Below are 19,509 nucleotides of genomic sequence, written 5' to 3' on the forward strand. Positions count from 1 at the left end.
GATTCCCATTTAGAGCAGGCCGTGCTCGATTTCACGCAGGTAGAGAAAGTCCGGGGCTTTGACTCCTGCCTTCCTTCTGATCTCGACCAACTCCGGTGATTCGAAGAAGCGACGAGCGTTGTCCAAGGACGACCATTCTGAAAAGTGCACGATACGGTTGGCGTCGGTGTCGTATCGCAGCAGCTGATAGCGGATTTCTCCGGCAGTCTTCCTGATGCCGGCTGCCTGGTCGAACATCGTTTTCCAAGCCGGGTAGGCCTCGACTTCATGAATGATTAACACGTGCGGCATGTGGATTCCAATGAGAGAATGTTGGTTCAGGAGACAGATAGGCTTGGTGCAATCAGTCTACTGCATCTATGGCAGGGCATTCATCCCTTGGAGTCTGCAGGAGGGGAAGATTTTCGTGTGGCGCTGTCCGGATTTGGAAGAGCGTCGCGTGTCAGAGTTGCGAAGGCGCTGTGCGCGGGCGCTTGTTTCCATTGGACTAGGTGGGGCGCTTCAGTAGAGCTGCGAGGCGTGCGAAAGGCGTGAAGGGTGACGGGGGATTTTGCTGCGGGTCTGGAATGGCCTCTCCGGGCGCATCAACGGCCTGATACCGCTGATGCTCATTGTCGTGACAATAGAGGCAGAGTAATTCCCAATTGCTTCCGTCGGGCGGATTGTTCTGATGGTTGTGGTCCTTATGATGGACGGTGAGCTGGCTCAGTTTCTTGCCGTCGAATTCGCGCCCGCAGTGGGCGCAGATCCAGGGAAAGAGTTTGAGTGCCCGCTCTCGATGGCTCTGGTCCTGATGAGACTGGTTGCCCCGTGTCATGCAAGCTCCGGAAGGATGGATACTTATTACGGAGAGATTCTACAGGAAGTGTTGGACGAATGCTTATTACGATTCAGGATGGGCTGGATCGGATGGCCACGAATTCGTGCGTTTCCGTTTCCGATAGCCTCAAGAATTACAGAAAAGGACTAGCAGGGTGTTGACAAACTAACGGTTGAGACGCGTTTTTGCGTTGAATGTACCGGGTGAGTGCGCTGATCCTGGTGCAGTCCGTAGATCATGGGGCACATTCTTCCCTCGTTTCCCACTCCCTGCCCCCGCCGTCACCACCGACGCCCTACGCCGGTGCCGGGAGTACGTTCGCCAGCCGTTTCAGGTTGAGCAGCCAGCCCATCAGATAGGCTTCGTCTCGGACCTGCAGGAGCCCTCGCCGCTGGAAGCGCCGAAAGCCGTGCCAGCATTTGGCTTCGCCCCAGAGTTCTTCGATCTTCTTCCGAGCCCGTTGTGAGAGTTGATAGCCCACCGTCCGGCTCAGCCGTCGCACGCGCTGATGCACCGCCTCCCGTCCGGTGGTTTTGGCCGCAATGTGCGGCCGGATCCGCCGCCGCACGAGCGCCGTCAGAAACGGCTTCGCAAAATAGCCCTTATTTGCGCCCACGGTCTGAATCCGGAGGGTGTGATGCTCATGGAAGGTATCAATCAAGGTGCGTCCTCCGTCCATCTCGGACGCTGGCCCCCGAAACGTCTCCACATTGATTCCGAGCAAGAGCCGATGCCGATTTTCCATCAAGCCATTGACGGTATAGCCCACCATGGCCGCGGTCTCATTGCCTTTGTTGGCCAGCTTGGCCTCGGGATCAGTCGTCGAGACATGCGTTTGATTGGAACGCCGCTCCCCGCGAAACGTGACCGTCGGATTCCCCGGATCCTGGTCCGACTCCGGCGCGGCCCCCACATCCAGAGACCGAATCCGCTGTTTGTACTCCTCCGGCTTCAGAAACACTTCCATGGGCACGAAGCTCTTGTGCGAGGCATTGGCCTGCACCAGCGTGCCATCGAGGGTCGTATGCTGGGAGACGAGCTTCCGTTTAATGGCGAGGGCCACCGTCTCATCAAACAACCGTTCAAGGAGTCCACTCTCGGTAAAGCGCCGCTTCCGGTTCTGGGAGAACGTGGAGTGATCCCACGGCATCTGATCCAGATCCAGGCCGACAAACCAGCGGAGGACCAAGTTGCCCGTCAGCTCTCGGACCAAGGCCCGCTCCGAGGTGACGCCCAGCAGATAGCCGCCCAGGAGGGCCAGGAACAGTTGTTCCGGCGGAATCGACGGTCGGCCGGTTTCGGCATAGAGCGGCTCGCAGAGCTGGCGAATCCGGGCCGTATCGATCAACGGCCGGATCTTCCGCATCGGATGATCGGCGGTCACCTACTGCTCCAGATTGATGTGGGAGAACATCGACGGTTGCGGATCGGCTGTGCCCATCATAGCGGTGGCCCTCCTGATGGACGCTTCTCTTATCATAACTGCAGCGGGAGGAGGAGAGGGTTTGTCAACAGCCTGCTAGGTGTCTTTTCGTCACTTTGTCCGAGTCTAGAGCTGTAGCCTGAAGTCGTCCTGAGGTAACCTGCTGTATTTATGAGTCAACGAGATGATTGGCCATGTGTTGGTAGACATGATCGTGGTTCAGGCTTGAATAGTGCACTCGGGCAGGGAGTCCTATATAGGATTCAAGAGTATCATTCCGACAATACGGAGAACAGGAACATGGACGTCAATTGTCATGAGGTATGCGTAGCCGGCGCATCTGCTCGGAGTGCCACTGTCGTACAGCGACAAGCATCGGGAATGAAAAGTTTCACTGCGCGTGGTTTCGGTTTGATCCTTCTCGCAGGATCAGTTCTGAGTTGCAGCGGGGGCGGCGGCGCCGATTCCGGTACGTCCACCTCAGCCCCTCCGGCTCAAGCTGCAGCGATTGATAAGTGGCCTCCAGGGATTTACGTCAAGGTCGAAGACGGGCAGTGGTACAAACAAGGGCAGGTCAATCAAATCAACGACGCCGAAATGGCGAAAGTCTATAACGAACTCGCGACGACGCCGGGCCTGCGCGGCATGAAGATCGTTCTCAAGTGGGGGCGATATGAAACGAGCCCAGGCGTCTATGATTTTTCGCGTATTGATGAAATCCTAGCTAAGCTGGCGGATGATCCTGCGCTCAAGGGAAAAGATAAACACCTCATTTTATCGTTCCCCTGGCGTGAATTTCAGAGCGCGAAGGGGGCGTCGGAAATACTCCCGAACGACTTGCAGGGCGGGACGCCTTGGAGTGATCCAGATCCGGCCGTTCCGGACTGGTCGCATATCGATTATGATCGCCTGTGGGCCTATAAGCTGAGCAATGCGGCAGGAAGTTACGGGTACAACATCAAGTTGTGGGATCCGGAGATCATCGCCCGTCTCGATGCTTTCTTTGCTGCACTCGCGCAACGGTATGATAGACACCCGAACGTGACGATGGTCTCCACCTCCGAGTCAAGCAGCGGAGAGCCAGTCATCCCCTTTGTGGCGGGTGAAAGTACCGATCTTCAATTTGCCGGCCAGATTGCCGTGTTGCGACTCATCAAGAAGTATTTCGTGCGGAGTCTGACCATGGCGGAATTGAACTTTAGTAGGCCGCACGTGGCCAATGTCGTCAATACTATTTTGCAGAGTGAAGAAATTGGGCTTGGCGGTCCGAATATCAATACAGCGTACGCACTCACGTGTAGCACGACCTCAAGCCCACCGTGTCGTAATCCCGGAGTCCTCACGTACTACCCCGGTCTCAGCGGCAGGGTTGTGTTGGCTCCAGAAATTCAGGGAGACGATTTTGAGAGTTTCATTGGAGCGGAATGCGATCCTGTTCAACCGGGTTATGCCTATCTCTACGACCGTGTACGGGTCGATTTGAGCGCCAATTATACAGTGGTGCAACGCAATACACCCTATTGGCTGGGTGGTACAGCCAGTACTCCCAGTTGTCCGTCAAGACCAACCGTCACTGCTCCGGCCGGAGGAATGCTGCAATTTCTCAAAGATCACGATCCCATCAAGAACGATCCCACGGGCGCTGGTGGCTTGGATCACAATAAGCCGCTAAGCGTTCCATAGTACTGGGAGACTGGAATGAGGCACAGCCTCAGAACGTTTTTTGAGATGTCAGAGCGGAGGCCTCGGTGAAGGCGTGGAGGCATAGATGCGAACCTCCTGAGGCAGGGACAGGCATTCTGTGGTTTTTGGGCGGATTATACGCGGCTTACGCCGCCGTCTGTTTGATGGTAAAAACTCCCACCCCTCTCGTAATGATGATCTGCCCCGCTCGGCTTAAGCGACCGACTTCTTGAAAGAACTCGTTCCAGGTGAATTCAGGGTAGCGGGCGACTAAGGCTTCGAATTCGTATTCTGCTGAACCTTCAAGGAATTCGAGTATCCGGCCGGTAATGGGTCTTTGCTGTGCCATCGCGATATCTCCTCATGAGTCTGTCATCTTCGGAAAATGTGTGTCTGGAATAGCCTGCCTTCTATGGTCTGCATGGTGAGGCCTTTCACTCTTCGGAGGGCGTTCCCGTGCGTCGAAGGCATGTAGAGAAAGCAGGGCGCATCAGGGATACGGAAAAGCACTACAAGTGCTGCTGCTGCTGGCGTTCGGGCGGCGGAGACTGGAGCATCAATCGCATAAAAACGGCGCGGGCCGCGCGATGGATCAAACAGTCGGCGAGGCAGAAACGTCTCCTTTATATACTGTGCTTGGAGACAGACGAGGTCAAGCGATATATCAGGATCCTTTCCGATGATCGGGGTGCGGCGCGCCTCTCGGTTCAATTTTGCCGCCTGACCAGGCTGGGAACGTTTGCTGTTTGTGCGATTCTGGAGGTGGAACGCAACGGAGAGAGAAGGCGCGGTGCAGTGGTTGTCGAGGCGTGAACCTGGAATAATGTGCTCAAACTTTTTTTCTTGTGGGCGGATTGCCTCCTTCTCAGGCCCTGTGCAATAGAGTACAATAATAGAATTATCCATAGCGGATGTTTTGGACCTGCTGCCTAGACCTGCACCTAATTGTGAAGAGGGCGGTGAACGATGAGAGCGACTTATGAATAGCCTGTCCAGCGAGTCCATCACTCAGCAATCGGGATCGGCGACCATTCAATGGGCTACTGCGATTCCGTTCATACTCGTTCACCTGATGGGCCTGTGGGCGATCCAGACCGGAGTCAGCGTTGAGCTCATTGTGCTGGCCATTGCCAGCTATTACCTGAGGATGTTGGCCATCACGGCAGGGTACCACCGCTACTTTTCCCATCGTTCCTATAAAACGGGCCGGGTCTTTCAGTTTCTCTTGGCTGTGCTTGCCATGACGTCGGCGCAGAAGGGGGTGTTGTGGTGGGCTGCCCACCATCGGCATCACCATAAACACTCCGACCAGGAACAAGATCGCCACTCCCCGGTGCAGCGAGGGTTCTGGTATTCCCATGTCGGATGGCTCTTGACCAACGAATACGATCGCACTGAGTTCGCCATTGTGAAAGACTTGGTGAAGTATCCGGAGTTGCGCCTCCTCAACCGGTTTCACTATGTGCCGCCGTTCTTGTATGCGCTGCTGATCTATATGGTGTGGGGATTTCCCGGTCTCGTCTGGGGATTCTTTATTTCCACGACGGTGCTCTATCATTGCACCTTCTTCATCAACTCCCTGACCCACATCATTGGACGTGTGCGATATGACTCCCGCGATGGAAGCCGGAATAGCTTCATCCTGGCGATCCTCTGTTGCGGAGAAGGCTGGCACAACAACCATCACTACTATCAGTCGTCGGTCAATCAGGGGTGGCGCTGGTGGGAGGTGGATTTTTCTTACTATCTCTTGATCCTGCTCTCCTGGTTCCGGATTGTGTGGGATCTTCGAACCCCTCCCGATCACATCAAGGCCAATATCTACGCTCCCGGCAGCTAAGTACTTCGGGGCGGTTCAGTCGCGCGGTCAATCTTCTCGTGCGGTCATCTATGCGCGCTCGTGCTTCAAGCGAGTCAGCACTGGTGCGACGTATACCCGCGCACCATCTTCGAGGCGGGATGAGTGAGGACCTCGATATGAACCCACAGCATACGATTCAGGAATTACTCGAACGAGCCCGCGTGCACATTGGCGGCCCTGAGTCCGGGGATATCCTGATTCATGATGAGCGCTTCTATAAGCGTGTCCTTGCCGAGGGTTCGCTCGGACTCGGGGAGTCTTACATGGACGGCTGGTGGGATGCCCAGCAACTGGACGAGTTCTTTTTCCTGGTTGACTCTGCCGAACTCGACAAAGCCGTACACGATAAGCACCTCCTTCTGAATACGTTCAAGGCTCGCCTCTTCAATATGCAGGATAAGGCGCGCTCGAAACGGGTTGCGCAATGTCACTATGACCTGAGCAACGAGTTTTACGAACAGATGCTCGGCCCGCATATGCAATATACCTGTGCCTATTGGAAGCGGGCGCAAACACTGGCGGAGGCACAGGAGCACAAGCTGGATTTGATCTGTCGCAAACTACAGCTCAAAAAGGGCGAACGACTGCTGGAGCTGGGCTGCGGGTGGGGAGGATTCGCCCGTTTTGCCGCAACTAACTATGGCTGTTCGGTGGTGGCCTACAATATTTCCGAGCAGCAAGCGGCCTATGCGCGTCGTTGGTGTGCCGGGCTTCCTGTTGAAATCCGGCTCAGCGACTATCGTGAGGCGACCGGGGAATTCGACAAAGTTGCCGCGATCGGCCTTTGCGAGCACGTGGGATTTAAGAATTACCGTACACTCATGGAGGTGGCTCACCGGACTGTGAAGCCGCATGGCTTGGTGTTGATCCATAGCATCGGGAACAATGCCTCGACCATGATCGGCGATCCCTGGTTCGATAAGTACATTTTCCCTGGCGGAATGCTGCCCTCGGTCGCGCAGCTCGGCGCCGCCATGGACGGACTCTTCGTCATGGAAGATTGGCACAATTTCGGGTCCGACTATGATCGCACCCTGCTGGCGTGGCAGGAGAATGTCGATCGGCATCGAGGGCAGTGGGACTCTACCTTCGATGAGCGGTTCTTCCGGATGTGGCGCTACTATTTGCTGTCGCTCGCGGGGGCGTTCCGCGCCCGCACCATCCACCTTTGGCAGATTGTCATGTCGAAGCATGGCCTGTTGGGTGGCTATGAATCGGTCCGGTAACGGCCATGATCTCGCCTGACGAGTACGTTCGAAAGCGGGAAGCAGTCGCGGAATTCCTTCGTGTTTCCAATCAAACCGGCCCCCTGGCCCTCGAAAAGACAACCTCCAATCTGTTCCGGCAACGAATTCCAGAGCCGCGGCACAAGCTGGATGTGCGCCACTTCAACCAGGTGATTCGCGTCGACGTGCACGCGCGGGTTGCCGAAGTCGAAGGGATGACGACCTACGAGGATTTGGTTCGTGACACGCTGCCGTTCCAGTTGATGCCGGCCGTCGTTCCGCAGCTCAAGTCGATTACCATCGGCGGAGCCTTGGCTGGAGTGGGGATCGAGTCCTCCTCGTTCATGTATGGCTTTGTGCACGAAACGATCTTGGAAATAGACATCCTTCTGGCAGACGGCACGGTCGTCGCCGCCACCAAAGACAATGCATCGAAAGATCTGTTCCGCGGCTTTGCGAATTCCTATGGCACGTTGGGCTATGCGCTCAAAGTGAAAGTGCAGCTTGTGCCGGTCAAGAAATTCGTCAAGCTCAGGCACGACCGGTACTCAGATCTGGATAGCTACTTTCGCGCACTGGGACGTGTGTGCCGGGACAGGCGGGTGGATTTCGTCGACGGCACGATGTTCGATGAGCACGAGCTCTATATCACGACGGGCGAGTGTGTCGACCAAGCCGAATGGCTCAGCGACTACACCTATCGCCAAATCTATTATCGATCGATCCAGCAGAAACCCGTCGATTATCTGACGATCCACGACTACCTGTGGCGATGGGACACCGACTGGTTCTGGTGCTCAAAGCATTTTTTCGTCCAGCACCCTGTGGTGAGGTGGCTCTGGGGCAGGAAGCGTCTCTGTTCCACGGTGTATTGGAAGCTTCGAAGCAGGTTTAACCGCTCGCCCCTCGCGCAACGGGTGGCCAAAGCGCTGACCGGTCGGCAGGAGGCCGTGATTCAAGACGTCGAAATCCCGCGTGAGCATGCGGCGGAGTTTGCCGGGTTTTTAAACCGGGAGATCGGCATCAAGCCTGTCTGGATCTGTCCGGTCATGGCCTATGATCCGTCGGCCTCGTATCCGCTGTACCCGATGACTCCCGGGAAGCTCTACGTCAACTTCGGATTCTGGGATGCGGTCAGCACCGATTATGAGGACGGGTACTATGACAAGAAAGTTGAAGCCAAGGTTCGGGAGTTGCACGGCAAAAAATCGCTGTACTCGAATGCCTACTATTCACGCGAAGAGTTCTGGCAGTTGTTCAATGAACCAGCGTATCGGAGGCTCAAAGCACGATACGATCCCGCAGCCAGGATGAAAGACTTGTACGAAAAATGCGTGCTAAAGCAGTGATTTCTCGAACCTTCCGTTCGTGTCCGTTCCACTCTTGGCATCAGGCATTTCTGCCAGGAGCCCGCAGAACGGTTTGAGCGCGCGCTCACATTCCGACTCTGGAAAAATCGATATACCCGCGCTCGACGTTCGTGCTCACGAGTTGGACGTGCAGGGTGTCTCCCACATCAAGTCCGTTCGTGCCCGTCGTCAGTTTTCCTTCCACCGGCGGATCCAGGAGCCGCACCCAGGTGCCCTTGTCCGAGGCGCCCGTCACAATGGCATCGAACCGTTGCCCGATCAGTGGCTCCAGCAAGAGGGCTGCGGCGGATTTGCGAAGTTGCCGCTCGACCCGTTCGGCATCGTCTTCCTTCTCCGTGCAGTGGCGTGCCAGATACTCCAATTCATCGAGACGATAGGGGGCAGGCGAGCCGGCCAGGGCCGCTTTCACCAGCCGCTGAGTGATGAGATCGGGAAAGCGTCGGTTAGGCGCCGTCGAATGGGTATACCCTTTTACGGCAAGACCGAAATGCTCTGGTGCGCCGTCCGTCGAGCGGTCGAGGACATATTCGCCCCGCCCGATCAGCTTCACAATGGCCAGGGACAGATCCGGAAATCTGAGGGGATCAGCCTGTCGCCGTTTCACGAGGAACGCTTCGAGTGCCTGTGAGTTCGGTTCCCCTGGCAGGGACTCGCCCCAGCGTGTCGCGATCTCGATGATCCGCTGCCAGCGCTCAGGCGAGCGGAGTATGCGACGGAATGACGGCACGCCCTTGCTCTTCAGGTAGGAGGCGGTGGTCTGGTTGGCCGCAATCATGAAATCTTCGATCAATTCCTTCGCGCGGTTTTTCTGTTCGACTCTGAGCGCAGTCAGTACCTCGCCTTCAAAGACAGCGCGCGGCTCAATCGTTTCGAGGCTGAGTGCACCCTGCTGGTGTCGTCGGGCTTTGAGGCGCTGTGCGACCTGATCTTGCAGGCGAAGCTGGGCTTCAAGTCCAGGCACGGTCGTAACCCGTTCGGGCGTCGGTCCGGTTCCTGCCAACCATGCTGCCACCGCGTTATACGCCAGCTTGGCATGGTTATGCACCCGAGCCCGGTAGAGCGTAGAGCTGGGCACCGCCCCATCCTCCGCAACCGTGAACTCCACGACGAGTGCGAGGCGGTCCTGCCCTTCGCCCAGTGACGTCAGATCCGTCGAGAGCTTTTCCGGTAGCAGGGGGAAGAGATCGCCGGACGTATAGACCGATGTCGTATTGTGCCTGGCGTGTGCATCGAGGGCGGAATCTTTCGTGACAAGCGCGTCAACATCGGCAATCGCGACCAGGATGTTCACCGACCGGTCCGGTTGCAGCTTGGCGACTGTGAGCTGGTCCAGGTCCCGGGAGTCGTCATTGTCGATCGACGCCCACAGCAGTGCCCTCAGGTCGCGCAGGGAAGAGGACTGGTCGGTGGCGGGTGTTTGGATACGGCTTAATTCGGCCATCGCGGCAGATGAAAAGTCCGGGAAGAGGCCGCGCTCGATCATGGCACGATGGGCGATGCTTTTGAGATCTGAGCGATGACTGGTCATAGGTTCCTCAGGGTAACGTGAGCGTGCAACGGATCGCGGGAGTGAAAGATACTCGTCAGTCTAGCTATACCACGAGCGCGGCATACATGGCGGGGTTCTTCATGCCTCGCTTCGGCTCGGCTCGGCTCGGCTCGGATGCCGTGCGCATGCCATATCGATCAGAGCGTCAGGCGGTATCTCGGACTAATCGGTTTGCATAGATCGCGCTGATGGACTGTGCTATCCGACGCTGCTCGTCGCGCAGGGTTTCGCAGGGATGGTTTCTTCCCTGGTTACGTATCTGCAGCAAAACGAACAGTCTGTCGGGGAAGACTGGCGGCGGTACCCGGTGATTGCGGTGGCTGTCACGCTACTGGAGGCGTATAGATGTGAAACTGCCGTGCTCGGTTCCACTGTGTCGGAAAGGCCTGAGGAGAAGAGCTGGTAGGTGGAGAATCTGCCAAGTAACCGGATGACGCGTCATGTATGACAGTGTCTGACGGTCAGCTTGCCGCAGACCGCGCGGCCTGGGCCACCCCCATATGGTCTTTGAGGACCTTTACACGCGTCGACCTTGAATAATCCGAATCAGAATGACCACGATTGCGATCACCAAGAGGGCATGAATGAATCCGCCCATGGTGTAAGAGCTGACCAGCCCCAACGCCCAGAGGACAACCAGAACAATCGCAATGGTTTCAAGCATGGCAGATCTCCTTTCATGGTAGCGTTGCTCGCCGCTGCCTCCTGCTTCCTCCCCTTCGTCGAACCGACGCCTAAGCCCGAGACGGAACCATAACTCCGCCGACGACATTCGACAAGGTGTGAGAAGAGCATAGCCTGGAGCCGACCAACTATGTGCCACGCCTGTCTCGTAGCCTTCTGAGGAAGGAAGCCCTATTGATCAGATGAAGCACGTCTCAGTACACCAGTACGTGTAAAGTTTATGAGAAGAGCGGCGGTTGTCGAGCGCTCAAACGAGTTGAAACAGCGTTCCATCATGCGCTGCGAGCTGTCGGATGACAGGCCGAACTCTCATGTCTCATATTTCAACTGGTACAGGACGAGTCCTGTGAGCGAGCCCATGCACAATACGGCTCCCGCATAGAAGGTGAAGGCGGGACCGAGTTGATCCCATAGGAATCCGGCGAGGACGCTCGCGAGCAGCATTGCCACGCCGCCGGCCAGGTTAAAGACGCCATAGGCAGTCCCCCGGAGATCGGCCGGCACAGCATCCGCGACCATTGTGGCGAGCAATCCCTGCGTCATGCCCATGTGCAGGCCCCACAGCCCGACACCTGTTACGATCACCGCCCAGTCATCGGCACTCGCTAAGACGAGATCAGCCGCAATCAAGACCAGCAGGCCGAGCGAGAGCAACGTGGTGCGACGCATCTGATCGGAGAGTTTGCCGAACGGATAGGCCGAGGAGGCGTAGATCACGTTCATCGCCACCATCACCAGGGGAACGAAGGCGACAGGCACTCCTCCGTGCTGAGCACGAAGCACCAAAAAGGCTTCGCTGAATCGAGCCAGTGTAAAGACGGCCCCGAAACTCACAACCCACCAATAGCGTGATCCTAAGCGCGTGAGCGTTTCCCATTGAATCGGGTTTTTGGCCTTGGATATAGGCCGACGCTCAGGCTCTTGGATACAGAAGAGTAACAGCCCGACGGCCATCAATCCCGGCACAACGGCCACCCAGAAGACGGCCCTGAAGTCGTCGGCCCATAGGAGCATCAATCCGACCGCGAGCAGTGGTCCGAGCACCGCGCCGACCGTATCGAGTGACTGCCGCAAACCGAAGGCGGCGCCACGAAGGTGCGGCGGGGCGATGTCCGCAACCAGCGCATCCCGTGGCGCGCCACGCACGCCTTTGCCGACCCGGTCCAGCAGGCGAGCGGTCAGGACGAGGCCGATGCTGGAGGAGATTGCAAAGAGCGGCTTGGTGAAGGCCCCCAAAGCGTAGCCAAATACAGCCAGTCCCTTTCGCTTGCCCCAATAGTCGCTCAGTATTCCTGAAAAGACTTTGACGATCAGCGCCAGAGATTCCGCAAGCCCTTCGACGATGCCGACCGCAAAGGTGCTGGCTCCCAGGGTCGTCACCATAAACAGGGGGAGCAGGCTGTGGATCATTTCCGACGAAACGTCCATCAGCAAGCTGACAAAACCCAATATCCAGATCCCGGCGGGAATCTGACGCAGAGAGCGCTCCATCTGTGCCTCAACCATTACCGTTCAGAGCCTTCAGCGGTCCCTGTGTCCGTTCGCGATTCCACATCAGGAGCAAAATCTGGACATTATACTGAGGCCTGTCGGTCCCGACCATGTATTTGTCGCGCATCGTGCGACGGTCGCTCTCTCCTTGAAGGGAGGGAGGGATGGAGCCGGTTGCCACGTGCCGGGGAATGAGTGAGTGCAAGACCCGACCGCACTCTTTCCGACAAGGTGAGCGGCACGACCGGCCTGATTTCTCCGGTCATCAAATGGGTCGGCGCGTCAGTTGACCGAAAGTTGGTGGGGGCGTACGATCAAACTTTATTCATGCCGACTACATCCGGGCTGGAGGAGGTTCTCGTGGAGAATCACATCGAAGATCAGCCGGTCCTCACTCACATTCAGCGCCTGGTCGAAGAAGAGCATCGATTGCACGAGCTTAGAGCGCATCCCAAAGCTGATCGGAAGCGGCTGGCGCAAGTCCGGGTCGAACTGGATCAGTGCTGGGATCTCTTGCGCCAGCGACGAGCGCTTCGCGACGTCGGGCTTGATCCGAACGAGGCGGAAATACGCCCGCCGGAGATCGTCGAGAATTATGAGCAGTAGGGCTCAAGTCCCGCTCGGCGCCGCGCTTCGCTGGAGCGGCTTGTATCGATAGGCTTCCTGTTTCTGGTCTGCCGGCATGATCTCCTCCGTACGTCATCATATCTTTAACCAAGGAGGGTGCGATGAGTAAACCAATGTTGTTTGCCGGTATGGTTGCCTGTTGTCTCGCCATACCGGCCATCGTCCTCGCGGCGGATAAGGCGCCGAAGCAGGGGGCGTCCGTGAAGGAAGTCAAAGCCATGTCTGTGCAGGAACAGACCGCCCTCGCGTTGAGTGCGGCGGCGCCGCACATTTCGAAAGACGCCGGCGTGATGGTGTTCGGTGCGGATGGAAAGCTGACCGAAGCGCGAAAGAGCGCCAACGGTTTCACGTGCATCCCCACGGTGATGAATCTGCCGGCCCCGGATCCGATCTGCATGGATGCGGCTGCGCAGCAATGGATGACTGATTTGATGAATAACGCCCAGAAGCCGACGAACACAGTTCCGGGGATCGCCTATATGGCCCGCGGCGGTTCGCACTTTGAAAAGAGCGGCCAAGTGGTGATGTCGGCAGATGGAGCGAAAAATGTCTCCGAACCTCCACACTGGATGCTCATGTGGCCGTTTGATGCCTCAGGCACGAAGCTGCCGGTCGCGCCGAACCCGTCAGGAGTCTACATCATGTTTGAGGGCACCCCGTATGCGCATCTCATGGTGTATCAAGACCCCCGAAAAATGAAGTAACCGCCGTGAGCCGTGCGGAGAGTCTCGTCTTTCTGCACGGCGCCCGTTCGGCAGCTGACTGCTCCTGCAAGACAACCCTGATCGGCCGTTCGCTTTCCACCTGTGAAGATGGTCATATCCGCACTGTGCGGGTTGAGCGAAAACACTCATGGAATGAGAAGTCGCGTGGACGTCGGCTCCGCGATGAATGAGAAATAAGCGATTGGCCTGCATCCGGCTGCATTTCTTCGATCTCTCCAATCCTTTGTGAAATGAGGTTTGCTGTTTGCAAAGAGGCGGTCATGGCCGGTTGCTGAAACTATGTGACAGGTGAGGGCATCACGATCTGGTGCGGGTTATGGATTGTGTGGAGGGGGAACGCATGAAGGTGTATGGGATACTGCTGATGGTCGCGATGCTTCTGTCGCCTTCGCTGAGCGACGCCCGCTGCCGGTCTCTGGCTGAGAGTGCCAGCCTCGGGAGTGAATATGGCACGTTCCCTTTGTACCCGGCCGAACGCGTCGTTGAAGCAGGTCAGGATCGTGGGAGTATGGCGCTGCAATGGGTCGGGTACGGCATCGGGGTTCCGCTGTTTATTGTGTCGATTCCGGTGGCCATGGCCGGAGCCGGTGTCGGCGCCGCGCTGCATCCCTGGGCGACGTGTATAGAGACGGAAGGCCGATTGCCGATGAAAGAGGTGCAGCACACCGCGGTTCAGCGGCCGCTGCTTCAGGAATGACTCCACCGAGTCGTGAACCGATGTCGAATAGACTTTTGTTCCCTCTCGTTCCCTGCTGAAGGTTCTCTCCAACGCATCGGCGAAGGCCTACTTCACAAACGGATAGCCGGCCTGTTGCCAGTCTTCGAGGGGCATGACCACGGCGGTCGTGTGAGTGAACCCGAGTTCTTCGAGCGACTGGGCGGCAAGTGAGGCGCGGTTGCCGCTTTGGCATTGAAGAATCACATTTCGGCCAAGATCGAGATTGGCCGGAAATCCCACCTGCTTCCAGATTTGAAATTCGAGGACCCCGCGGGGAATGTTGATTGCGCCCGGCACATGTCCGGCGGCAAATTCATTCGGTTCACGCACGTCCACGATCAGCGCCGTACCCGGATTCTCAACGATTTTGCGGTACGCCTCCATGTCGATCGTCTTGACCTGTTTCTTCGCCGCGTGAACTTTCTCCATCACCACCGGCGGAAAACTCTGCGCGAGCGCCAGTGGAGGAACAGCCAGAAGCGCACCGGCCACAATTGCCATGGAAGACGTGAATAACTGGTTCATATAGACGCTCCTCTAGTGAGATGGAGGCAGAGGGCCCGCACACCTGACTTCTTAGGATAAGGACAGGAGGATACTCTATCCCGTTTCTGTGAACGCCTCAAGGTGTGGGGCCACAGCCCAAGACTGTCCTTCTGAGAGCGGCCGGAATCATGATTGTCCTTGCGTGATGTGGCCCCGGATGGCACATCTAGAATATGAATGGCTTGCGCAGAAAGGTCTTGCTCAACCTGGGAAGCAGTCTCTTGCTGGCTAGTGGACTGAGTGCCTGTGGCACCGCGCCTGCCGCTTCGACCGCCATCCCGGTGGTGCACAGAAGCAGTCAGGTTGCCGAGGAGTCCAGCGTCGTGCAGTCTCTCCAAAAACAGCTGCGCGAGCGAGAGAAGCGGATTGACGAATTAGAGTCCCAGCTGAATATCCTGAAGATGATTGATCAGGATGTGGAGTTGCGGAGAAAGCCTTCACGCCCTCCAGCGACACTCACGCCGAGTGAAATACCATCGCATTGATTCTCCCGGGCGCCGGGGCTTTCGCAACATTCGCAGGTCGTCCCTCATGTACCGCCTGAACCGTGCGTGACGCCAACGCTGTCCTTCGAATCCCCAATCTGTATCGTTTTCGTGGCAGCGTATCGATCTCGATACGTCAGCGTTCCTTGCTCTCTTCCGTTTAACGACCCGGGGCTGAATATTCAGGGCATAATGCCCTGCCGGCATTCGGCATGTAGCTTGCTGAGGTTTCCCTCGTATCGAACCTCACACAAGGAGTGCCTGTCATGACGAATGCCCCACTACCGCTATCCAATGAGCTGTTGGTCCCAGGTATTTATGTGGATGAGAGTGCTGCCGGTGTTCTAGATATGCCTGCCCTGACGCGGGAGCTGGCTCGGGCGTCACTGAATCAAATCTGCCAACGTGAGCTGGTTTGGCTGATCTACGAGACGAATACGCCTGAGATCAGGGTGCAACTGAAGGAGACCCTGAGGGGGCATTTGGTCATGCTATGGGCGAAGGATGCGTTGCAAGGAAGGAGTGCAACGGAAGCCTTTTTCATCCGTTGCGAGGAGGCGTTGATCGCGCAGGCCGACATCGATAATGGAGTTCTGACCTGTGAGGTAGGCATGGCGCCGGTCAACCCGTCGGAGTTTATCGTCTTCCGCATTCGGATCAGGTTTGTGCGTCGGGGGTGAGGGTTTGGCGGAGAGGATAACCCGGATTCGATGACGGGCCTGCTTCAATAAGGTGTCGTGATGGATCTCCGGCTCCGTTGTGAACAGTCCCGGCGCTTGTGACTGTGTTTCCCGGCTCTTCCCTCACAGCAAGTGAATGAAGGCGGCTAGGTCGCGATCCATCGACAGGCTTTTGACCGACTCGGCGATGGCCTGACCCAAGACGTCTTTCCAGACCTTAGGCGGGAGATCCGGCCCATTAGCGAAGTGGTATCCCCGATAGCGTTTCGTGAATGCCTTCTTGCCCCCGGCTGCAGGACGGACCGTGATGGTGATCTCGATGTTGCCGGTGATGGTGGTCAGCGAGTTGCCGATGTCGCGGCGGAGTGAATGCTGAGTCACGGCGCCTTCAATCAAAAAGTCTCCTTTTGATTGCTGGCCGTCTTGGATCGGGCGATGGCCGGTGCGCTCCAACTCTCGATGCACGGCGGAAGTTATCATCGCTGCCGGAGACTCCTCGAGCGTCAATTTGTTGAAGGCGACTTGAAGAATCACCGGCGAGGCCAGGTTCTGCTGATCAGTGAACGGGTGCAAGATGAAGGACTGGGATCGCGGGCTGGTGGCCTGCACCGACGGGATATCCTTTGCGCTCATGGTGACCGAGCACCCGGCCAGGACGGCAAAGGCAGCAACGAGACCGATGGTCCGGCGGAGGCACACGAGCGTCGGTAGCATACCATTCCTCCCTTGTGAGAGCGTCTGAATGAGATAGTCGTAAGGTACCCGATGAATAACCACTTGCATAACAAAATGTAAAAAGAGGAGGGGGATGGGTGAGGGGGCGCGACAAGCGATATTTAAAAAAGAAGGACGGTGCAGCCGCGGGAAATCGAACGGACCCCGGCAGGGTGCGCGCGGCGGCTTAGGGTGTTGGGGGTAGCACGGCGATAATGCGGAGCGGACCGCCGGTACCACCAGTAATCTTCATCGGCAGGGCAATCACCTCAAATCCCATATTCGGAAGAGCGCGGAGGTCGGCGAGATTTTCAAACATCGGCACGTTCCGGGAGAGAAGCGCGACATGCGCCTCAAAATCGGTGGATTGACCGTAATCGATCGACGCGGTGTCGATTCCGACGGCCTTGATACGTCGCTCGCGCACCAGCCATATGTAGCCGCATCAGGATGCACACCAGGGAAATGGAGTGCACGCACACCCTCAGGTCCTCTGAGTGCTGTCCCCAGATAGTCCTGCCGTGACGGCCACAACCGGGCAAACCCGGTATCGAGCAACACGATCGTTCGGGCTGGAATGCGTCCGTGCGTCGCTTCCCATCGCTCGAAATCCTGGATTGTAATGCGGTAATTCCGATCCCTGGCGCATTGTTCCGATACATCGATTTGGACACCGGCTCCCACCAGATTATCAAGCGGAATCTGATCCAGCGTCTGTCCGCCTTTGGCGAAATGAATGGGCGCATCAATGTGCGTCCCGCCATGTTCGGCCATCTCCAGGCGGTTCGACGCGTAGTAGTAGCCGCCGGGCGTCTCTCCCTCCTGCTGGACGACGAGCTGGAAGTCCTGTTCCGTCGGCCACACAATCGTGTCTGTGCCGAACGCATGTGTCAGGTCGATCAGCCGTGAGTGCTCCAATGTCGGGTGGTCGAGCCGAGGCTGGCCGACATTACATCCCGCACTCACCAGGAGCAGTGACAGCACGAGTCCATGCATACACTCCTTCATCATGGCATTGTCCCTCGTTGGTCATTTCGCTTGTGCAGTTGCATGAATCGAGTATTGGCAAGTGTACTGCAAAGGCGGAGGCAGATTCATCGTTCAGGAGGCGATGGGAGAAGCGGTAAGCGAGGCCTCATTGCACACGAGCACGATCTTGCCGGTGATGCCGCCCGTTCCGAGCAACTCGTGCGCCTGTTTTGCCTCGGAAAGAGGAAATCGCTGTGCGATCAGCGGCTTGATCGTTCGTTGTTCAAGGAGTTCAAACAGAGCGATTAAATCCTGTCGAAACAATGCCGGTCTCAGCCGTTTGAGCCATTGAATGCTATAGGGGACCACCCGTTTCCGGCCCGGGAGAAGCCAGCCGCCGGCAATATACAATCCGAAGATGGCGATCGCGCGAAAGCGGTGACGTCCGCCTGAACGACCTGAAGCCAATCGTCCCCCGCGTAGCGAGCCGGTAAGGCCATAGGCCACGACCCTCCCGCCCGTACGGAGAGCCTTGCGGGAACGCCAGATATGGGTGCCACCAATGCTGTCAAAGACCACGTCTACTCCCTCACCCGTGAGGCGGTGAATGTCTTTCACGAAATCCTGATGCTGGTAATCAATCGGGATAGCGCCCAGTGCGGAAACGGCCGACGCCCCTTGCGATGAACAGGTCCCGTACATCTCCAGCCCGGCGAGGCGCCCAAGCTGCAAGAGTGCCGAGCCGACCCCGCCTGCCGCACCGTGGATCAACACGCGCTGGCCCGGTCTGACCCCGGCGGAACGATGCAGCATCTGATAGGCCGTGACATAGTTCAGCACGAGGCTGACAGCTTCGGCGGCGTCCAACCCGGACGGCACCGGAACCAGGTCACGTTGCGGCGGGCAGACGAACTCCGCATACGCGCCGCTGATCGGCAGCGCGGCAACCACCCGGCCTGGTTCGAGTCCTGAAACACCGTCGCCGAGCCGATCTACCACGCCTAGCAGATCCCACCCCGGCGTGAAGGGCAGCCTGGGCGTCTCGGGATGAACCCCCTCACGCATCATCAGGTCGGGCAAGGAGACACCCGCGGCCAGCACTCTTACCCGCACTTCACCGTCCTTCGGCTCAGGGCACTCTTCTTCAACCACCCTGAGTGCATCGGGCCCGCCGTAGTGGGTGACGATGATGCGCGTGTGTTTCATTGGTCCCCTCCTTGGTTGCCGTATGCCCAACCCGGTGCCGCGTAACTCGTGAGTCTACCGGCCGGCTGGTTCCCTGCTATCTGAGACTCCCGCGCGCCGGGAAAAAGTTTCGGGCCGTTTGCGCTACTTACGAGTCCTCTTCTCGGCAGTAGGCTTTGAGGGTCAGAGTAATCCCAACCACAAGCAGTACGGATGTCAGTGCCAGCACGATAGTGGGGGAGTAAGCCGCCTGTTGAGATGAGACGGGAGCCGCCATGCGGACCAGCCCGCCGAACAGAAACAGCCAGCCCATCAGAGTGACCAATACAGGCCATCCGGGAGTCCACTGGTTGTGGGCACGGACAATTGAGAGGCCGGCCACAAAGAGTAACACGCCATTGAGATAGACGAGGTGCGCAGATGTATTCGCAAAGATGTCGAGGTTCAACGATTCAGTGATGGAGACGGCGATCAGGCTGGGGCCCACCAGTCCCGCAATCTGTTTCGAGTTCGCCATCGCAACCTCTATTCTCCGGCCTCGGCGCGCAAGTGATATGAAAAGGGCGAGGTGCCTAAAATATTCTACGTGGTCGCACCAGATTGGTCTATCGCGATGTCAAGCCACAGTAGAAATGTCCTCTTTCTCCCATAGTAGAAATGTCCGGTTTAGGCGATGCCCGCCGCCGCGCGTGTTGTCCCTTCCGGCAGCAGGCGTTTGCGCCACGGATGAGCCGAGGTCGGCTTGACCGGACG

Annotated in this window: 21 protein-coding genes; 9 read left to right on the plus strand and 12 right to left on the minus strand. The window is 57.5% G+C overall.

The genetic code is table 11. The features are described 5' to 3' along the window. Positions 1–9: 9 nt before the first annotated feature. The 3 genes from Q8N04_03195 to Q8N04_03205 form a co-directional block, all read right to left on the minus strand. Positions 10–291, minus strand: a complete 282-nt coding sequence (locus Q8N04_03195; GenBank protein MDP3089656.1) for an antibiotic biosynthesis monooxygenase — start codon at positions 289–291, stop codon at positions 10–12. Between the two features lie 196 nt (positions 292–487). Beyond that, positions 488–817, minus strand: coding sequence for a YajD family HNH nuclease (locus Q8N04_03200; protein MDP3089657.1), 330 nt, complete (start codon positions 815–817; stop codon positions 488–490). A 298-nt stretch (positions 818–1,115) separates the two neighbouring features. Then, positions 1,116–2,204, minus strand: a complete 1,089-nt coding sequence (locus Q8N04_03205; GenBank protein ID MDP3089658.1) for a transposase — start codon at positions 2,202–2,204, stop codon at positions 1,116–1,118. Between the two features lie 420 nt (positions 2,205–2,624). On the opposite strand from Q8N04_03205, the gene Q8N04_03210 reads away from it, so the two are divergent. Further along, positions 2,625–3,926: a hypothetical protein gene (locus Q8N04_03210; GenBank protein MDP3089659.1), complete on the plus strand. Its 1,302-nt coding sequence runs from the start codon at positions 2,625–2,627 to the stop codon at positions 3,924–3,926. Positions 3,927–4,071: 145 nt separating this feature from the next. On the opposite strand, the gene Q8N04_03215 is transcribed toward Q8N04_03210, so the two are convergent. Further along, complete coding sequence (locus Q8N04_03215) at positions 4,072–4,275, minus strand: hypothetical protein (protein ID MDP3089660.1); 204 nt, start codon at positions 4,273–4,275, stop codon at positions 4,072–4,074. A 630-nt stretch (positions 4,276–4,905) separates the two neighbouring features. Between Q8N04_03215 and Q8N04_03220 the strand changes: the two genes are divergently transcribed. The 3 genes from Q8N04_03220 (at position 4,906) to Q8N04_03230 (ending at position 8,362) form a co-directional block, all read left to right on the plus strand. Then, the gene (locus tag Q8N04_03220; protein ID MDP3089661.1) at positions 4,906–5,766 is read left to right on the plus strand and encodes an acyl-CoA desaturase; all 861 of its coding nucleotides are present in this window, start codon (positions 4,906–4,908) and stop codon (positions 5,764–5,766) included. A gap of 137 nt (positions 5,767–5,903) precedes the next feature. Next, positions 5,904–7,013, plus strand: coding sequence for a cyclopropane fatty acyl phospholipid synthase (gene cfa, locus Q8N04_03225; GenBank protein ID MDP3089662.1), 1,110 nt, complete (start codon positions 5,904–5,906; stop codon positions 7,011–7,013). 5 nt (positions 7,014–7,018) lie between these two features. Next, positions 7,019–8,362 (plus strand): FAD-binding oxidoreductase, encoded by a 1,344-nt coding sequence (locus tag Q8N04_03230; GenBank protein MDP3089663.1) that lies wholly within the window; start codon positions 7,019–7,021, stop codon positions 8,360–8,362. Positions 8,363–8,447: 85 nt separating this feature from the next. On the opposite strand, the gene Q8N04_03235 is transcribed toward Q8N04_03230, so the two are convergent. The 3 genes from Q8N04_03235 to Q8N04_03245 all read right to left on the minus strand — a co-directional run bounded on the left by Q8N04_03235 (position 8,448) and on the right by Q8N04_03245 (position 12,107). Then, entirely contained in the window at positions 8,448–9,911 is a 1,464-nt protein-coding gene (locus Q8N04_03235) for an RNB domain-containing ribonuclease (GenBank protein MDP3089664.1), read from the minus strand. A gap of 538 nt (positions 9,912–10,449) precedes the next feature. After that, positions 10,450–10,596 carry a lmo0937 family membrane protein gene (locus Q8N04_03240; protein ID MDP3089665.1) on the minus strand — a complete coding sequence of 49 codons (147 nt, stop codon included), beginning with the start codon at positions 10,594–10,596 and terminating at the stop codon, positions 10,450–10,452. A gap of 329 nt (positions 10,597–10,925) precedes the next feature. Then, positions 10,926–12,107 carry an MFS transporter gene (locus Q8N04_03245; protein ID MDP3089666.1) on the minus strand — a complete coding sequence of 394 codons (1,182 nt, stop codon included), beginning with the start codon at positions 12,105–12,107 and terminating at the stop codon, positions 10,926–10,928. A gap of 195 nt (positions 12,108–12,302) precedes the next feature. On the opposite strand from Q8N04_03245, the gene Q8N04_03250 reads away from it, so the two are divergent. The 3 genes from Q8N04_03250 (at position 12,303) to Q8N04_03260 (ending at position 14,156) form a co-directional block, all read left to right on the plus strand. After that, a complete protein-coding gene (locus Q8N04_03250; GenBank protein MDP3089667.1) occupies positions 12,303–12,713 on the plus strand; it encodes a DUF2630 family protein in 411 nt (136 codons plus the stop codon). A 122-nt stretch (positions 12,714–12,835) separates the two neighbouring features. Then, on the plus strand, positions 12,836–13,438 hold the full coding sequence (locus Q8N04_03255) for a hypothetical protein (GenBank protein MDP3089668.1): 603 nt from the start codon (positions 12,836–12,838) through the stop codon (positions 13,436–13,438). Between the two features lie 361 nt (positions 13,439–13,799). Continuing rightward, positions 13,800–14,156 (plus strand): hypothetical protein, encoded by a 357-nt coding sequence (locus Q8N04_03260; protein ID MDP3089669.1) that lies wholly within the window; start codon positions 13,800–13,802, stop codon positions 14,154–14,156. Positions 14,157–14,243: 87 nt separating this feature from the next. On the opposite strand, the gene Q8N04_03265 is transcribed toward Q8N04_03260, so the two are convergent. Further along, entirely contained in the window at positions 14,244–14,702 is a 459-nt protein-coding gene (locus Q8N04_03265) for a rhodanese-like domain-containing protein (protein ID MDP3089670.1), read from the minus strand. A 194-nt stretch (positions 14,703–14,896) separates the two neighbouring features. Here Q8N04_03265 and Q8N04_03270 point away from each other — a divergent pair, with 194 nt between their 5' ends. Beyond that, the gene (locus tag Q8N04_03270) at positions 14,897–15,208 is read left to right on the plus strand and encodes a hypothetical protein (GenBank protein ID MDP3089671.1); all 312 of its coding nucleotides are present in this window, start codon (positions 14,897–14,899) and stop codon (positions 15,206–15,208) included. 266 nt (positions 15,209–15,474) lie between these two features. After that, complete coding sequence (locus Q8N04_03275; GenBank protein ID MDP3089672.1) at positions 15,475–15,888, plus strand: hypothetical protein; 414 nt, start codon at positions 15,475–15,477, stop codon at positions 15,886–15,888. A 123-nt stretch (positions 15,889–16,011) separates the two neighbouring features. Here the strand turns inward: Q8N04_03275 and Q8N04_03280 are convergent, their stop codons facing one another. The 4 genes from Q8N04_03280 to Q8N04_03295 all read right to left on the minus strand — a co-directional run bounded on the left by Q8N04_03280 (position 16,012) and on the right by Q8N04_03295 (position 19,273). Then, positions 16,012–16,602, minus strand: a complete 591-nt coding sequence (locus tag Q8N04_03280; GenBank protein ID MDP3089673.1) for a hypothetical protein — start codon at positions 16,600–16,602, stop codon at positions 16,012–16,014. 264 nt (positions 16,603–16,866) lie between these two features. After that, on the minus strand, positions 16,867–17,613 hold the full coding sequence (locus Q8N04_03285; protein MDP3089674.1) for a cyclase family protein: 747 nt from the start codon (positions 17,611–17,613) through the stop codon (positions 16,867–16,869). A gap of 90 nt (positions 17,614–17,703) precedes the next feature. Next, positions 17,704–18,777, minus strand: coding sequence for a medium chain dehydrogenase/reductase family protein (locus tag Q8N04_03290; protein ID MDP3089675.1), 1,074 nt, complete (start codon positions 18,775–18,777; stop codon positions 17,704–17,706). 127 nt (positions 18,778–18,904) lie between these two features. Further along, the gene (locus Q8N04_03295) at positions 18,905–19,273 is read right to left on the minus strand and encodes a hypothetical protein (GenBank protein ID MDP3089676.1); all 369 of its coding nucleotides are present in this window, start codon (positions 19,271–19,273) and stop codon (positions 18,905–18,907) included. Between the last annotated feature and the right edge of the window lie 236 nt (positions 19,274–19,509).

The sequence above is a fragment of the Nitrospira sp. genome, from assembly GCA_030692565.1.
GTDB lineage: Bacteria > Nitrospirota > Nitrospiria > Nitrospirales > Nitrospiraceae > Nitrospira_D.

What these genes read in the sequence shown, in the direction of transcription:
- Q8N04_03195 (MDP3089656.1), bottom strand. Translation starts at nt 291, where the DNA reads ATGCCGCACGTGTTAATCATTCATGAAGTCGAGGCCTACCCGGCTTGG.
- Q8N04_03270 (MDP3089671.1), top strand. Translation starts at nt 14,897, where the DNA reads ATGAATGGCTTGCGCAGAAAGGTCTTGCTCAACCTGGGAAGCAGTCTC.
- Q8N04_03230 (MDP3089663.1), top strand. Translation starts at nt 7,019, where the DNA reads ATGATCTCGCCTGACGAGTACGTTCGAAAGCGGGAAGCAGTCGCGGAA.
- Q8N04_03235 (MDP3089664.1), bottom strand. Translation starts at nt 9,911, where the DNA reads ATGACCAGTCATCGCTCAGATCTCAAAAGCATCGCCCATCGTGCCATG.
- Q8N04_03265 (MDP3089670.1), bottom strand. Translation starts at nt 14,702, where the DNA reads ATGAACCAGTTATTCACGTCTTCCATGGCAATTGTGGCCGGTGCGCTT.
- Q8N04_03260 (MDP3089669.1), top strand. Translation starts at nt 13,800, where the DNA reads ATGAAGGTGTATGGGATACTGCTGATGGTCGCGATGCTTCTGTCGCCT.
- Q8N04_03200 (MDP3089657.1), bottom strand. Translation starts at nt 817, where the DNA reads ATGACACGGGGCAACCAGTCTCATCAGGACCAGAGCCATCGAGAGCGG.
- Q8N04_03285 (MDP3089674.1), bottom strand. Translation starts at nt 17,613, where the DNA reads ATGATGAAGGAGTGTATGCATGGACTCGTGCTGTCACTGCTCCTGGTG.
- Q8N04_03295 (MDP3089676.1), bottom strand. Translation starts at nt 19,273, where the DNA reads ATGGCGAACTCGAAACAGATTGCGGGACTGGTGGGCCCCAGCCTGATC.
- cfa (MDP3089662.1), top strand. Translation starts at nt 5,904, where the DNA reads ATGAACCCACAGCATACGATTCAGGAATTACTCGAACGAGCCCGCGTG.
- Q8N04_03255 (MDP3089668.1), top strand. Translation starts at nt 12,836, where the DNA reads ATGAGTAAACCAATGTTGTTTGCCGGTATGGTTGCCTGTTGTCTCGCC.
- Q8N04_03280 (MDP3089673.1), bottom strand. Translation starts at nt 16,602, where the DNA reads ATGCTACCGACGCTCGTGTGCCTCCGCCGGACCATCGGTCTCGTTGCT.
- Q8N04_03290 (MDP3089675.1), bottom strand. Translation starts at nt 18,777, where the DNA reads ATGAAACACACGCGCATCATCGTCACCCACTACGGCGGGCCCGATGCA.
- Q8N04_03240 (MDP3089665.1), bottom strand. Translation starts at nt 10,596, where the DNA reads ATGCTTGAAACCATTGCGATTGTTCTGGTTGTCCTCTGGGCGTTGGGG.
- Q8N04_03215 (MDP3089660.1), bottom strand. Translation starts at nt 4,275, where the DNA reads ATGGCACAGCAAAGACCCATTACCGGCCGGATACTCGAATTCCTTGAA.
- Q8N04_03220 (MDP3089661.1), top strand. Translation starts at nt 4,906, where the DNA reads ATGAATAGCCTGTCCAGCGAGTCCATCACTCAGCAATCGGGATCGGCG.
- Q8N04_03210 (MDP3089659.1), top strand. Translation starts at nt 2,625, where the DNA reads ATGAAAAGTTTCACTGCGCGTGGTTTCGGTTTGATCCTTCTCGCAGGA.
- Q8N04_03245 (MDP3089666.1), bottom strand. Translation starts at nt 12,107, where the DNA reads ATGGAGCGCTCTCTGCGTCAGATTCCCGCCGGGATCTGGATATTGGGT.
- Q8N04_03275 (MDP3089672.1), top strand. Translation starts at nt 15,475, where the DNA reads ATGACGAATGCCCCACTACCGCTATCCAATGAGCTGTTGGTCCCAGGT.